The following is a 12,458-nucleotide window of genomic DNA, read 5'->3' on the forward strand; positions in this document are numbered from 1 at the left end:
GGAGACCATGAAGGCCTCGCCCTGCCAGAGCCGGGGCGATCATCACGTTTCATGATCGATATCGCGGATTCGCTCTGGCCGGACATCCCGAAGATCATCCGGATGTCACACTTTCGGCTGATGGCGGGCCGGCGACCCGGCCTGGCCCACGAGCGTCGGGAGTTTGTGATGCCGGTCAACTTCCTCACCGAGGACCAGCGCAGCAGGTGGGGCAGGTTCAACGAGGCCCCCGACCTCACCCAGCTGGGCGGGTTCTTCCATCTGGAGGCCGCTGATCGGCGGCGGGCGATGGCGGCCAACGGCGCCCGCAACCAGCTCGGCTACGCCGTCCAGCTCGGAACGGCTCGGTTCTTGAACTGCTTCCTGCCCGATCCGGAGGACATGCCGACGGTGGTGGTCGACTATGTCGCCGAGCAGCTCGGCCTGGACTCCTCCGTGCTCAAGGGGTATGGGGAGAAGGAGGCGCGCTGGGATCACCAAAAGCAGATCCGTGAAGCCTACGGCTTTGAGGTGTTCGAGGAGCACGCGTTCGCGCTGGCATGCTGGATCTACCGGCGCGCCTGGTCGAACAACGAACGCCCGATCGTGCTGCTGGACCTTCTCACCCACCGCCTGGTCGAGGCGAAGATCTTGCTGCCTGGGGTGAGCACGGTGGAGCGGATGATTTCGGAGATCCGCGAGCGGGTCGCATTGCGCCAGTACAAGATCCTCGCCGCTCTGCCCAGCCCGGGGCAGAAGGGCGCGCTGGAGCAGCTGGTCACGGTGGCCGAGGGGCGGCGGATCTCGGGGCTGGACCGGCTGCGCAAGAGCCCCACCGACGTGTCCGGTACCGGGGTGGGCAAGGCGCTGGAGCGGCATGTGGAGCTGCGCGGCCTGGGCGCCTCAGCGTGGGATCTGTCGGCTGTCCCGGCCGGGAAGGTCGCCGCGCTGGCTCGCTTCGCCAAGGCTGCCCGGGCCAAGGCGGTCGCGGGCCTGGCCGGGGATCGCAAGCTGGCCACCCTGGTCGCGTTCGCCGCGGTGATGGAGCCGGTCTCGGCCGATGAGGCCATCGAGGTGTTCGACCTGGCGATGGGCGACATGCTGCGCACCTCGGCGTTCAGGGCGGGCAAGGAACGGCTGCGCACGCTTAAGGACCTGGACACCGCCGCGATCGTGTTGCGCGAGGTGTGGCTGGCGATCCGGGACGTGGCCGCCGACCCGGACGGCGACGTGCGGGCCGCGCTGGACGGCATGGATCTGCCGGCCATCCATGCCGCGGCCGACACCATCGGCGAGCTCGCGCAGGAACCCGATGAGGACTTCCACGACCAGCTGCTGCAGCGCTACACCACCATGCGCCGGTTTCTGTCGAAGCTGTTGAAGGTCATCGACTTCCACGCCGGCACAGCCGAGGCTGAGCGCTCCAGCGCGGGAGCGGGCGCGCGCCGCGGCTTTGAGCTGCTGGAGGCGATCGACTTCCTGAAAAGCCTGGAGCGGCGCCGCAGCCCCGTACGCCCGGAGGAGGTGCCGTCGGCGCACCTGAGTTCGGCCTGGCACCGCCGGGTCTTCCCCAAGCGGGGGGAGAAGGCCGGCCAGGTCAACACGCTGGCCTACACGGTGGCCACCGTCGAGCGGCTGCGCGAGTGCCTGCGCCGCCACGAGGTGTTCGTACCCGGCCTGCCCAAGTGGGGCGACCCCACCGCCGGGCTGCTGGCCGGACCGGCGTGGGACAAAGCCCGCGCCAAGGTGTGCCGCGACCTGGGCCTGTCGGCCGAGCCGGGCGCCGACACGCAGCGGTGGGCGCGCACCCTGGACTTCGCCTACAAGCAGCTCGCCGCGGGCCTGTCGGGCGAGGAGTCGGGCCCGGATTCGGCACGCAATGAGTGGCTGCGCATCGAAAAGTCTCCCGAGGGCAAGGACCACCTGGTGCTGACCGGGCTGGAGGCGCTGGACGAACCCGCCTCACTGACCGCGCTGCGCGCCGACGTCGATGCCCGCATGCCCGTCGTCGACCTGCCCGAAGTGCTGCTGGAAGTGCATTCGTGGACCGGCTGCCTGGACGCCTTCACCCACGTGTCCGGCGAGATGCCTTCCAAGAAGGAGGACATGGTCAAGTCGATCGCCGCCGTCTTGGTCGCCCAGGCCATGAATGTCGGGATGCGGCCCATGGCCAGCGAGCACGAGCCCGCGCTCGCTCTGGACCGGCTGTTTTGGGCCGAGCAGAACTACATCCGCGCCGCCACGCTGACGGCCGCCAACGCCTCCTTGGTCGACTACCACGCGCAGCAGGAGATCGTGCAGACCTGGGGCGGCGGCGAGCTGGCTTCGGCCGACGGGCTGCGCTTCGTCGTCCCGGTCAAGACCATCAACGCCGGGCCGAACACCAAGTACTTCGGCAAGGGCAAGGGCGCGCGCGGCGTCACCTTCTACAACTTCACCTCCGACCAGTTCACCGGCTTTCATGGCATCGTCATCCCCGGCACCCCCAAGGACTGGTACTACATCCTGGAAGGCCTGCTGGAACAGGAGACCTCGCTGCGGCCCACCGAGATCGTCTCGGACACCGCCGGTGCCTCGGAGCTGGCCTTCGGCGTCTTCCGGCTGCTGGGCTGGCAGTTCTCCCCGCGCCTGGCCGACGTAGGCAGCGCCACCCTGTACCGGGCCGACCCTGCCGCCTTCTACGGCCGTCTCAACACCATGATCAAAACCCGGGTGAACATCGGCCTCATCAACGATCACTGGGAGGGGTCCCGGTAGCAATGAAGAAATTTCCAACGAAGTAGCCTCTGACCTGCGATAACAGAAGTGCTTGACCGCCTGTGGCGGGTCGATGATCACTGCCGCTACGTTCTGCCGCCCTTCGGCCGCTCTTCGGGATTAACTGATCAGGTTCCTGATCGCCGCGGTGACGGCGGCAGGTTGGGTCTCCGGCAGAAAGTGTCCACCCGGCAGCATCAGGGTGCGGACATTCGGCGCCCAGCCGTGCCAGACCGCCGAGGGGTCGAACGGCAACACCATGTCGCCGGGGTCCTGCCAGATCGCCAGGGTAGGGACCTTGACGCGCCGGCCGGCCTGCCGATCCTCGCTGTCGTGGGCCGCATCGGCGAAGGCGCTGGCCCGGTAGTCCTGGCAAATGGCGTGGATCGTTTCCGGATTACGCGTTGCGGCCAGGTATGCCTCACGGACCTCGGCGTCGAACGTGCCGGCCTCGGCCCAGGCATCGAGGAAGTAGCCGAAGAACGTGTCTGGGGCAGCGCCGATCATCCGCTCGGGCAGGTCGTTGAGCTGCGCGAGGAAATACAGATGGAAACCGAAGACGCCACCCACGCCCGTCAGTGACTCCCACATGTCGACGGTAGGGATGACGTCGATCACACCGAGGTGATCGATGGCGTCGGGGTGGTCCAACGCGGCACGGAAGGCGACCAGCGCTCCGCGATCATGGCCGACCAGGCTGAAGCGTTCGTGGCCGAGATGTCGCATCAGCGCCACCATGGTCGCCGCGGTCACACGCTTGGCGTATTGCTCGTGGCCACCCTCTGGCTTGGCGCTGGCCCCGTAACCGGGCAAGTCGGGGCATATGACGCGGAAGCGGTCTGCCAGCGCGGGAGCGACATGCCGCCAGGTCAGATGGGTCTGCGGGAAGCCGTGAAGCAATAGCAGCGGCGGTCCCTCTCCACCCGAAGTCACATGGAGGTCAAGACCGTCCACCCGGACCGTGTGTTCATCGAAGCCTGAGATCGTTGCGGGCATCGGTCCAGACTGTCATGAGCAACCGACAATTCTTCGCCTCCCACCGCCAGCCTCCAGCCACAGCCCTGCGGGAAACGATCACCTCCGTGCTGGGAAGCTATCTTCAAAGCCCGGTGTTCTGCAAGCTCAACTGCACTCGTGAACGCCCCAGCGCACTACGCCCACCCCCTGCCGGGATCGGTACGCGGGGCGCCTTCCGCTGGCGCCCTTCCGGCCCTCACCCAGGGCGAGAAAGGCGACTCGGAAGGACGCGCGCTCGCAACCTCCTACCTGGGTTCCGTCTCGGTACGCGAACCTGTACCTGGAGGCGGTCCGGCGGTCCGGTCGCGGTCGGTGAATGCGTCGATCAGGCAGCGCACCGGCATGCTGGCTTCGGCGGGGTGGTGGCGGAAGGGCCGGTCGAGGTTGAGGTGGTAGCGGTTGTGGCGGCCGATCCGTTCGCGCGACAGGTAGCCGGCCTCATGGAGGTCATTGACGATCGTCTGGACCCTGCGCTCGGTGATGCCGATCCCACCCGCGATCTGGCGCAGCCGCACCTCGGGGTCGCGGGCGATCTCCAGCAGCACGCGGGCGTGGTGGGTGAGAAAGGTCCAGGCGGGAGTCTCGAGGTCGGGCTGGGGCGCATGGCTCACGATGTTCACGCTTTCGGCCTGACGGGACGGCTGTCGGCTGCTGACGGACGCCTGCTCATGCTGAAGAGTATTTCATGTAACGAATGTCAGGGTTACGATGATGCGCCGGACCCCGTCGGCCGGCGCCAGCCGGGCGGGATTCTGCCGCGCCGCAGACCGGCTGGAAGCGGGTATGACATGAATGCTGATCTTCGATCGGGGATGGAAGCCACCTTCGCGACCGGCGGCACCATGGGCGCGATCATGCGCGACCATGTCTGGGAGGAGACCCCGCTGGGCGCGGTGCACACCTGGCCGCAGAGCCTGCGCAGCTCGGTCAGCATCTGCCTCACCTCACGATTCCCCATGATCATCTATTGGGGCCCGGACCTGACGGTGCTCTACAACGACGCCTATGCACCCATTCTGGCGACCAAGCACCCCTGGGCCCTCGGTCGGCCCGCCCACGAGTGCTGGGCGGAGATCTGGGACGTGATCGAACCCATGCTCAGCCAGGTCCTGCATCGCGGGCGGGCCACCTACTCCGATGACCTGCTGCTGATCCTGCACCGGTCCGGTTTTCCGGAAGAGTGCTACTTCACCTTCTCCTTCAGCCCCATCCGTGATGAGACAGGCGGCGTCGGCGGAGTGTTCTGCGCCGTCACCGAAACCACCCAACAGGTCATCAGCGCACGCCGCCTGGCCACCTTGCGCGCGCTCGGCGAACGCACCGCCACGGTCGATGCCGCCGCGGACGCATGCGCGCACGCGGCCCAGGTGTTCGCCCGTAACACCAACGACGTGCCGTTCGCGCTGCTGTACCTGCTCGATGAGGACGGGCAGCACGCTCGGCTGGCCGGTAGCTCTGGACTGGCGCCCGGTGGCGGGCTGAGCCCACCAGCGCTGCGCCTGCAGGTTTCCGCCGAGGAGGTCTGCCCGTGGCCGCTGGCTGCGACGCTGGCGGGTGAGATCGAGGTCGCCTGTTCCGGCGAGGAGTTGGACGCCCTGGCCCGGGAGGGCTTCGATCCGCCGGCCGGGGCTGTGCTGCTGCCGATCGCCGGGGCGACAGGCGAACAGCCCGCGGGAGTGCTGGTCGCTGGTACGCCAGGCGGCCAGGCGGCCGCCGAGGATGTGCGCGCCTTCCTGCGGATCGCCGCCGCGCAGATCTCCGCCGCGATCGCTGATGCCACCGCGCGGGCCGCCGAACGCCGCCGCACCGAGCAGCTGGCCGCGCTGAATCAGGCCAAGACGACGTTCTTCTCCAACATCAGCCACGAGTTTCGCACCCCGCTCACGCTCATGCTCGGCCCGCTCGACGACGTCCTGGCTGACCCGGCCGGCCCACGGCCTGCCGACCGCGAGCTGGTGGAGATGAGCCGCCGCAACGCGCTGCGGCTGCTCAAGCTCGTCAACACGCTGCTGGATTTCTCCCGCGCCGAAGCCGGGCCGTTGCATCCCCGGCTCGAGCCCGTCGACCTGGGCGCGATGACCGCCGAACTGGCGAGCCTGTTCCAGACGGCGGTGGAGCGCGGCGGGCTGCGGCTGACGGTGGACTGCCGCCCCCTTCCCCGGCCGGTCCCGGTGGATGCGGAGATGTGGGAGAAAATCATCCTCAATCTGCTGTCCAACGCCTTCAAGTTCACCCTGGACGGTGAGATCACCGTCACCGTCGACCACGCCGGCGACTGGGCGCGGGTCCGCGTGAGCGACACCGGCGTCGGCATCCCCAGCCAGGAGCTGGCGCGACTGTTCGACCGTTTCCACCGCGTCGCCGGCACACGCGCGCGCAGCGAGGAAGGCAGCGGCATCGGCCTGTCCCTCGTGCACGAGCTCATCCAGCGGCACGGCGGCACGATCGAGGTCGACAGCACCACCGACGTCGGCACCACCTTCACCATGCTGCTGCCCTACGGCACCACCGCTGCGACCGCCGCCGCGGCGAGCCCCTCACCCGGGCCCGAGCGCTCGGCCGCCTACCTGCAAGAGGCGCTGAGCTGGGCGCCACCAGCCCCGACGGCCCCAGAAGAGCAACCCGCCGAGGTCTTGATCGTGGACGACAACGCCGACATGCGCGAGCACCTGGTGCGTACTCTGGCGCCGCACTGGCGGGTGCAGGTCGTCTCCGACGGGCGGGCCGCACTGAAGGTCGTCGGCCGCGCCGCGCCCGAACTGGTCCTCACCGACGTGATGATGCCGCACCTGGATGGTTTCGGCCTGCTCAAGGCGTTGCGCGCCGCCGATGCCACCCGACACCTTCCCGTGATCATGGTGTCGGCGCGGGCCGGTCAGGAAGCCACCCTCGAAGGCCTGGACGCCGGGGCCGACGACTACCTGATCAAACCCTTCACCGCCGCCGAACTCATCGCCCGCGTCCGCACCCACCTGAACACCGCACGCCAGCGTCGGCGGGCGGCCGAGCGCATCCAGGTCCTGTCCCACGTCACCCAGCAGCTCAACAGCAGCCTGGACCCCGCCCGCATCGGCCGGATCCTTTCCGACAACCTCGTGCCCAGCTACGCCCGCGGGTGCGCGGTCTGGCTGCACGACGAACCGGCCGCCCTGCCGCTGCTCTTGCATGTTTCCGCCGACGACGCCCTCGACGCCACGGCGCTGCGACGGCCGCTGGCAGCCGACGGGCTGCCGCAGACCGGACAGCTGGCGCTGGCGCTGGGCCACCACGATCGCATCATCGGCACCGTCATCCTGGCCGATCCCACTCCGGCCGCCTCCCATCCTGCGGACCGCCCCTTCCTGGCTGACCTGGTCAACCGCGCCGCCCTCGCCCTGGACAACGCGGCCCGCTACCGCCGCGAACACCGCATCGCCCTGCACCTGCAGCGCTCGCTGCTGCCGGCCGCACTGCCCGCCGTCAACGGCATCGACCTGGCCAGCCGCTACGTAGCGGGTGCCGCTGGCAGCAAGGTCGGCGGCGACTGGTATGACGCCCTGGTGCTGCCGGATGGCCGCCTCGCGCTGACCATCGGCGACGTGATGGGCCGTGGCGTGCAGGCCGCCGCCCTCATGGGCCAACTGCGCACCGTCATCCGCGCCTACGCGCTGGAGGGCATTCCCGCCGCCCCGCTGCTGGAACGGCTCAACACCTTCCTCGACGGCAGCGGCCAGCGCCAGTTCACCACCATGTGTTACGCCCTGTTCGATCCGGCCAGCCGCCACCTGCAGATGGCCAACGCAGGCCACCTACCACCCCTGCTCGTGCCCGCCACCGGCCCCGTCAGCCTGCTGCCCATCTACCACGGCTTGGCCCTGGGCGTGGACGCCGCCTACGACTACAGCAGCCAGGACTTCACCCTGCCGCCCGGCTCCACCTTGCTGCTCTACACCGACGGCCTCGTCGAGTCCCGCGACCAGCTCCTCGGCGACCGGCTGAACCAGCTGTGCGAGGCCCTGTCCGGACAGCGTGACCACGACGCCGCCGCGGTCTGTGGCACCGCCATGACGGCCATGGTGACCGGCTCGTCCGACGATGACATAGCCCTGCTTGCCATGCATCACACTCAACGTTCGCGCTGACGTGGGCCACACGGTTCTCCTGGCCGGGTAGGGGCAAGAGCCTGATCGAACGCACCGTGGCCCCTGCGACGCCGCTCCAGGGAGGGGCTACACATGGACCGGACTGGGCAACGACCTGTCACAACCGCTGCCGGCCCTGCTGGACGGAATCCGGGAGCATGCCGCAGCCCCTGGTCTCCGCGCAGTCCCGCAATCATCCGCAATGCGCTGTCCAGGCTCATCACCAAACGTGGCCTCGCAGAACATCCGGGTCGACATCGAGCCCGGTCAGGACCGTACGAACCGTAGCGGAAGTGATCAACAAACGGAACCAGTCAGCATCAATGCAGGTCAGGCAAATCCGTTGAAATTTCCCGGGGACTACAGCGGGGCCTGCGCACGGCCTTCAGCTCGGACTCCAGCGCGTCGATGCGCTCTTGCAACTGTTCGAGGGTGGGCTTGTCGCCCGGGATGGTGCCGGTCACGGTCTTCCTGGTCGGAACGGTGCCGATGCCGTTCGCGCGGTCGTCGCGCAGCCAGTTGCGCAGTGTCTCGGGGTTGATCCCCCGATCACGTGAGGCCTGCACGGTGGTCAGGTCCGAGTCGGAGTGATGCAACGCGACAGCGTCGGTCTTTAACTCCGGTGAATAGACCTTCATCACCATATGTGCTCACCCTTCCGGGCCCTTCATCAGGGCTGGTCAGAGGGTGTCCACTGCTCGGCGGGAAGACTCAGACACCGCGGTTGCCATCATTCGCCTCCTCATCGCGCGACGAAAGGCTCATGGCCGGCCAACCGGCTTCGAGGGTGACGAACAGCAAGCGACCACTCCATGGCCTGCGATCTTCGAACGGGGATGCCAGCGGGGAAGGCTAGGCGGGCTCGATGGATGCGGGGCCGCGGACGCGTTCGACGGCGGCCAGCGCCTGATCCACATGATCGTGGATGGACATCACCCGCACGGTTCCGGTGAGCTCCAGCAGCCGGGCCACCCTCGGCTGCAGCCCGGCCAGGTGCACCCTGGCGCCGTGGGCCTCGGCCAGGACGGCGGCGGCCAGCAGCACCGACAGGCCGCTGCTGTCCAGGAAGGACAGGCCGGTGACGTCGAAGATCAGATGGTCGCTCAGCCGCCGTCGGGCCCCGTCGATGCCCTTCTCCCACTCGGCGCTGTTGGTGGTGTCCACCTCGCCGTCCACGATGATCAGCGCGGCCTGCCTCAACGGTCGGACGGTCAGCTTCATGACGGCTCCTGCACGCGGCTCAGACCAGTCGGCTCAGACCAGTCGGCTCAGACCAGTCGGCTCAGAGCGGTCGGCTCGGCCGACCAGGCTCAGCCGCGGAGACCCGGGAAAGATCGGGAGAGGTGGGGGGCGCGCCTTCGGCGCGCGGGGTCGCGACATGCAGCGGGAGGAACGGCGACGGCGGGGTGCCCGTCACTCCCGAGTGTAATCCCGAATCCTGTTACAGGAAAGCAGGTTCGTTTAAGATTGTTCGTGATGGCACGAAACGGACCCCCCGCCCAGCCCGAAGGCCCGGGCGCGCCGCGGCGCAGCGAACGCGACACCCCCGTGCACGGGGTGGGGGAGCGCTCACGCGGGTGGACCTTCCTCACCCATCACGCCCGCGTGCTTGCGCAGATCGCCCGCAACCCGCAAGCGCGGATGCGCGACATCGCCGCCGCGGTGGGCATCACCGAACGCGCGATCCAGACCATCGTCACCGACCTGCAGGAGGCCGGCTACCTGACCCGCGAGCGGGTCGGCCGCCGCAACCACTACCGCGTCGACCTCGATCGGCCCTTGCGCTACCCGACCGAGGCCGGGCTGCCGATCCGCGCGCTGATCCGCTTCCTGACCGACACCGGCGATCCCTGATGGCCGGTGCGCCTGATTCCGGTGCGCCTGATTTCCGTGCGCCTGCTGGCCGGACGCGCTGCCTGCGCTGCGTGCCGGCGCGCTGGCCGGGACTGCCTGCCGGGCGGCGTCACAGGTAGACGGCTGTCGCGGAGGCGGCCTTACGGTCGCGGGCGGCCGCCCGGCGGTGCAACGCGGCCAGCGCCAGATGCTCGCCCGCCCCGGCCGGGTCCTCTTCGGCGCGCCGCTCGTGCTGGCGGACGGCCCGCTCATGAGCTTCAGCCGAGCGCAGCAAGGCGATGCGGCAGCGCCACCGGCCCTGCCAGCACCAGCGCGCCACCGGCTCGGCGTCCTGGCCGAAGAAGACGGCGCCGTTCGAGGTCGGCCCGGCCGGCAGGCTCGGCGCCAGGCCGCGCAGACGGGCTCGGACCACCCGCAAGCACACCGCGGCCCGCTGGGCATCCAGGCGCGCTTCGTGCAGACGCCCACTATCGAGGCTCATGCCGGCCTCCCTCTTGCGCGGTATCCGCGGACGGCCCAGCCCCCTGCCTGGCCCGGCTCCGGGGTCAGGCCCCCGGTGCTGCCCGGCTGCGAGATCGCTAATCCCTGTCCTTCCTGCTCTGCGCGAGGAACGTCTCAGCGATCAGGTTCCGGGTGCCGGACGCGTTGCCGGCGAGGTGATCCAGTGCCCGCAGCGAGTAGTCCAGCCAGTGGCCGCAGCCGAACCGCTCGAACGCGGGCCGCAGCTCGCTCAGGCGTCTGTGGACCTGCAGGTCGGGCTCGTCCCCGGCGGCAAGCCACAGGTTCCGGCACACCGTCGGCCTCCAGCTCGCGGAACGCGGCGCCAAGTTGCACAGCATCATGAAGGTCCTCGGCCACTCCTCGGTCTCCATGGCACTCGTCTACGCCCAGATCAGCGGCCAAGAGGTCCTGCGCGACTACAAGTCCGTCCTGGCCCCCGGGCACTGGATCACCTCGCCGTCATCGCCGGTCCCGCCGCACGTGCCGGCCCGGTCGTGTCGCATGGGTCGACGTTCCTTGCCGGATGCGGACGCGGGGTTGCCGAAGGCTGGTGATCGCTCCTGCGTGCGGCCGGGTAGAGGCCAGGGCATGGGGGATTGCGGGGACTGGGTGCGCGGATGGGAGCATCGGCTGGGTCTCGGCCTGGCCAGGGCCGGTGGAGCGCAGCGGGGTGGGCAGGCCGACGTGGGGACCGACGTGGGGACCGACGTGGGGGGTTTCCGGACCCGGCACGTTGCGGCCACGCTTCGGCCGGGCACCGTGGAGCAGGTCCGGCAGATCGTGGCCTCGGTGCCGCCCGGAGTGGTTCTGTATCCGATCAGTACCGGCCGTAACTGGGGGCTGGGCTCGCGCCAGCCGGTCGCCGACGGCGCGGTGGTGCTGGATCTTGGCCGCCTGCAGCGGGTGCGCCATCTGGATACGGGGGTCGGCGCGGCGGTGGTGGAGCCGGGCGTGACCCAAGGCGCGCTGGCCGCCCGGCTGGACGGCACACCCTACATGCTGAACGTCACCTCCTCCTCGGCGCACACCAGCGTCGTGGGCAACGCGCTGGAGCGCGGGGTGGGGCTGCGCAGGCAGCGCTGTGAAGACGTGGCCGGGCTGGAGGTGATGCTGGCCGGCGGGCGGCTGATGCGGCTGGGCAACTGGCCGGACGAGGCCGGTCGGCTGGTGCCGTACCGGCAGGAGCTGGGGCCCGGCCTGATGCCGCTGTTCTCGCAGTCGAACTTCGGCGTGGTGACCGCCGCGGTGATCAGGCTGCTGCCCCGCCCGCAAGGGCTGCGCCTGGTACGGCTGGCGTTCGAGGCGCCCCGGCTGGCGGCGGCCGTGGACGAACTTCGCCACCTCATGCAGCAGCGGCTGATCAGCGGCGTGCTGAAGATCTACCCGCGGCCGCGCACCACGGAGTTCAGGGCCTACTGCTGCGTGGACGGCGATGCGGAACTGGCCGAGGCCGCCGCCCGGCTGCTGATGCGCCGTGCCCGGCTCGGCAGGCTGTTCAATGACGTGTGCGCCGATCCGGGTGATGACCCGCTCGCCGAACGGCTGCGCCGCTGCCTGGGCGGCGACCCGAGCCTGAACGAGCCGGCGATCCAGAACATGTTCGGCGCGGACGCCGCGGGGGTGGACGCCAATCCAGCGCGCGGCTTCTTGTTCTTCCTGCCGGTGCTGCCCTTCCACGGCGCCGCGGTGGCCCGGGCGCATGAGCTTGTCGTCCAGGTGGGTGAACAGAGCGGCACCTGGTGGCGGCCGACGGTGAACGCGATCTCCTGCGACGTGATCGACCTGGCGATCTCCTGCCGCTTCCCGCGAGCGGCCACCGGGGCGGCGCATCAGGCGCTGGATCTGCTGCACGAGCGCTTCGCCGAGGCGGGCTGGCGGCCGTATCGGCTGGACATCGATCACATGGACGCCGGCGGCCCGCCGGATGTGCTGCGCCGGTTGAAGGAGACGTTCGATCCGGCGGCCGTGCTGGCGCCCGGCCGCTACACCTCACCTGCCACCGGGCCCGCCCTTGGACCCGCCACGGCTGTGCCCGAGTGTGGCCCGGGGGCCAGTGTGTCGCAAGGCGACGATCCGGTCATGAGCCCGGCACCGTGAAGAAGAGCCGTGAAGAGAGAGCTGTGCAGAGGGCCGTGCAGAGGGTCGTACAGAGGGGGCCCGGCGCCGACTCAACCCCAGCCCGCTCGTGGCAAAGACATCTCGAGCCGGGCGTGATCTAACTGATCCGCT

At 69.5% G+C, this 12,458-nt stretch carries 10 protein-coding genes; 4 read left to right on the forward strand and 6 right to left on the reverse strand.

All coding sequences use genetic code 11. The features are described from left to right. Positions 1–168: 168 nt before the first annotated feature. Entirely contained in the window at positions 169–2,736 is a 2,568-nt protein-coding gene (locus HII36_RS18920; protein WP_173524536.1) for a Tn3 family transposase, read from the forward strand. A 120-nt stretch (positions 2,737–2,856) separates the two neighbouring features. Here the strand turns inward: HII36_RS18920 and HII36_RS18925 are convergent, their stop codons facing one another. After that, positions 2,857–3,732 (reverse strand): alpha/beta fold hydrolase, encoded by an 876-nt coding sequence (locus HII36_RS18925; protein ID WP_173522786.1) that lies wholly within the window; start codon positions 3,730–3,732, stop codon positions 2,857–2,859. A gap of 266 nt (positions 3,733–3,998) precedes the next feature. After that, positions 3,999–4,364 carry a helix-turn-helix transcriptional regulator gene (locus HII36_RS18930; protein WP_173524537.1) on the reverse strand — a complete coding sequence of 122 codons (366 nt, stop codon included), beginning with the start codon at positions 4,362–4,364 and terminating at the stop codon, positions 3,999–4,001. Between HII36_RS18930 and HII36_RS18935 the strand changes: the two genes are divergently transcribed. Next, entirely contained in the window at positions 4,356–7,874 is a 3,519-nt protein-coding gene (locus HII36_RS18935) for a SpoIIE family protein phosphatase (RefSeq protein WP_173524538.1), read from the forward strand. The two genes, HII36_RS18930 and HII36_RS18935, sit on opposite strands and share 9 nt — an antisense overlap. Positions 7,875–8,194: 320 nt before the next feature. Here HII36_RS18935 and HII36_RS18940 read toward each other — a convergent pair whose 3' ends face one another. Next, positions 8,195–8,518: a transposase gene (locus tag HII36_RS18940; protein WP_173524539.1), complete on the reverse strand. Its 324-nt coding sequence runs from the start codon at positions 8,516–8,518 to the stop codon at positions 8,195–8,197. A gap of 208 nt (positions 8,519–8,726) precedes the next feature. After that, positions 8,727–9,095 (reverse strand): STAS domain-containing protein, encoded by a 369-nt coding sequence (locus HII36_RS18945; protein ID WP_173524540.1) that lies wholly within the window; start codon positions 9,093–9,095, stop codon positions 8,727–8,729. Between the two features lie 255 nt (positions 9,096–9,350). Between HII36_RS18945 and HII36_RS18950 the strand changes: the two genes are divergently transcribed. Then, positions 9,351–9,728, forward strand: a complete 378-nt coding sequence (locus tag HII36_RS18950; RefSeq protein WP_173524541.1) for a helix-turn-helix transcriptional regulator — start codon at positions 9,351–9,353, stop codon at positions 9,726–9,728. A 109-nt stretch (positions 9,729–9,837) separates the two neighbouring features. Here HII36_RS18950 and HII36_RS18955 read toward each other — a convergent pair whose 3' ends face one another. Continuing rightward, positions 9,838–10,209, reverse strand: coding sequence for a hypothetical protein (locus tag HII36_RS18955; protein WP_173524542.1), 372 nt, complete (start codon positions 10,207–10,209; stop codon positions 9,838–9,840). A gap of 97 nt (positions 10,210–10,306) precedes the next feature. Continuing rightward, on the reverse strand, positions 10,307–10,522 hold the full coding sequence (locus HII36_RS18960) for a hypothetical protein (protein WP_173524543.1): 216 nt from the start codon (positions 10,520–10,522) through the stop codon (positions 10,307–10,309). 295 nt (positions 10,523–10,817) lie between these two features. Here HII36_RS18960 and HII36_RS18970 point away from each other — a divergent pair, with 295 nt between their 5' ends. Continuing rightward, a complete protein-coding gene (locus tag HII36_RS18970) occupies positions 10,818–12,326 on the forward strand; it encodes an FAD-binding oxidoreductase (RefSeq protein ID WP_173524544.1) in 1,509 nt (502 codons plus the stop codon). Positions 12,327–12,458: the final 132 nt, after the last annotated feature.

Source organism: Nonomuraea antri, assembly GCF_013283785.1.
Classification (GTDB): Bacteria; Actinomycetota; Actinomycetes; order Streptosporangiales; family Streptosporangiaceae; genus Nonomuraea; species Nonomuraea antri.

Excerpts from the sequence above, each read along its gene's own strand:
- HII36_RS18935 (WP_173524538.1), top strand. The coding sequence starts at position 4,356 with ATGGCTCACGATGTTCACGCTTTCGGCCTGACGGGACGGCTGTCGGCT.
- HII36_RS18970 (WP_173524544.1), top strand. The coding sequence starts at position 10,818 with ATGGGGGATTGCGGGGACTGGGTGCGCGGATGGGAGCATCGGCTGGGT.
- HII36_RS18945 (WP_173524540.1), bottom strand. The coding sequence starts at position 9,095 with ATGAAGCTGACCGTCCGACCGTTGAGGCAGGCCGCGCTGATCATCGTG.
- HII36_RS18940 (WP_173524539.1), bottom strand. The coding sequence starts at position 8,518 with ATGGTGATGAAGGTCTATTCACCGGAGTTAAAGACCGACGCTGTCGCG.
- HII36_RS18925 (WP_173522786.1), bottom strand. The coding sequence starts at position 3,732 with ATGCCCGCAACGATCTCAGGCTTCGATGAACACACGGTCCGGGTGGAC.
- HII36_RS18920 (WP_173524536.1), top strand. The coding sequence starts at position 169 with ATGCCGGTCAACTTCCTCACCGAGGACCAGCGCAGCAGGTGGGGCAGG.
- HII36_RS18955 (WP_173524542.1), bottom strand. The coding sequence starts at position 10,209 with ATGAGCCTCGATAGTGGGCGTCTGCACGAAGCGCGCCTGGATGCCCAG.
- HII36_RS18950 (WP_173524541.1), top strand. The coding sequence starts at position 9,351 with ATGGCACGAAACGGACCCCCCGCCCAGCCCGAAGGCCCGGGCGCGCCG.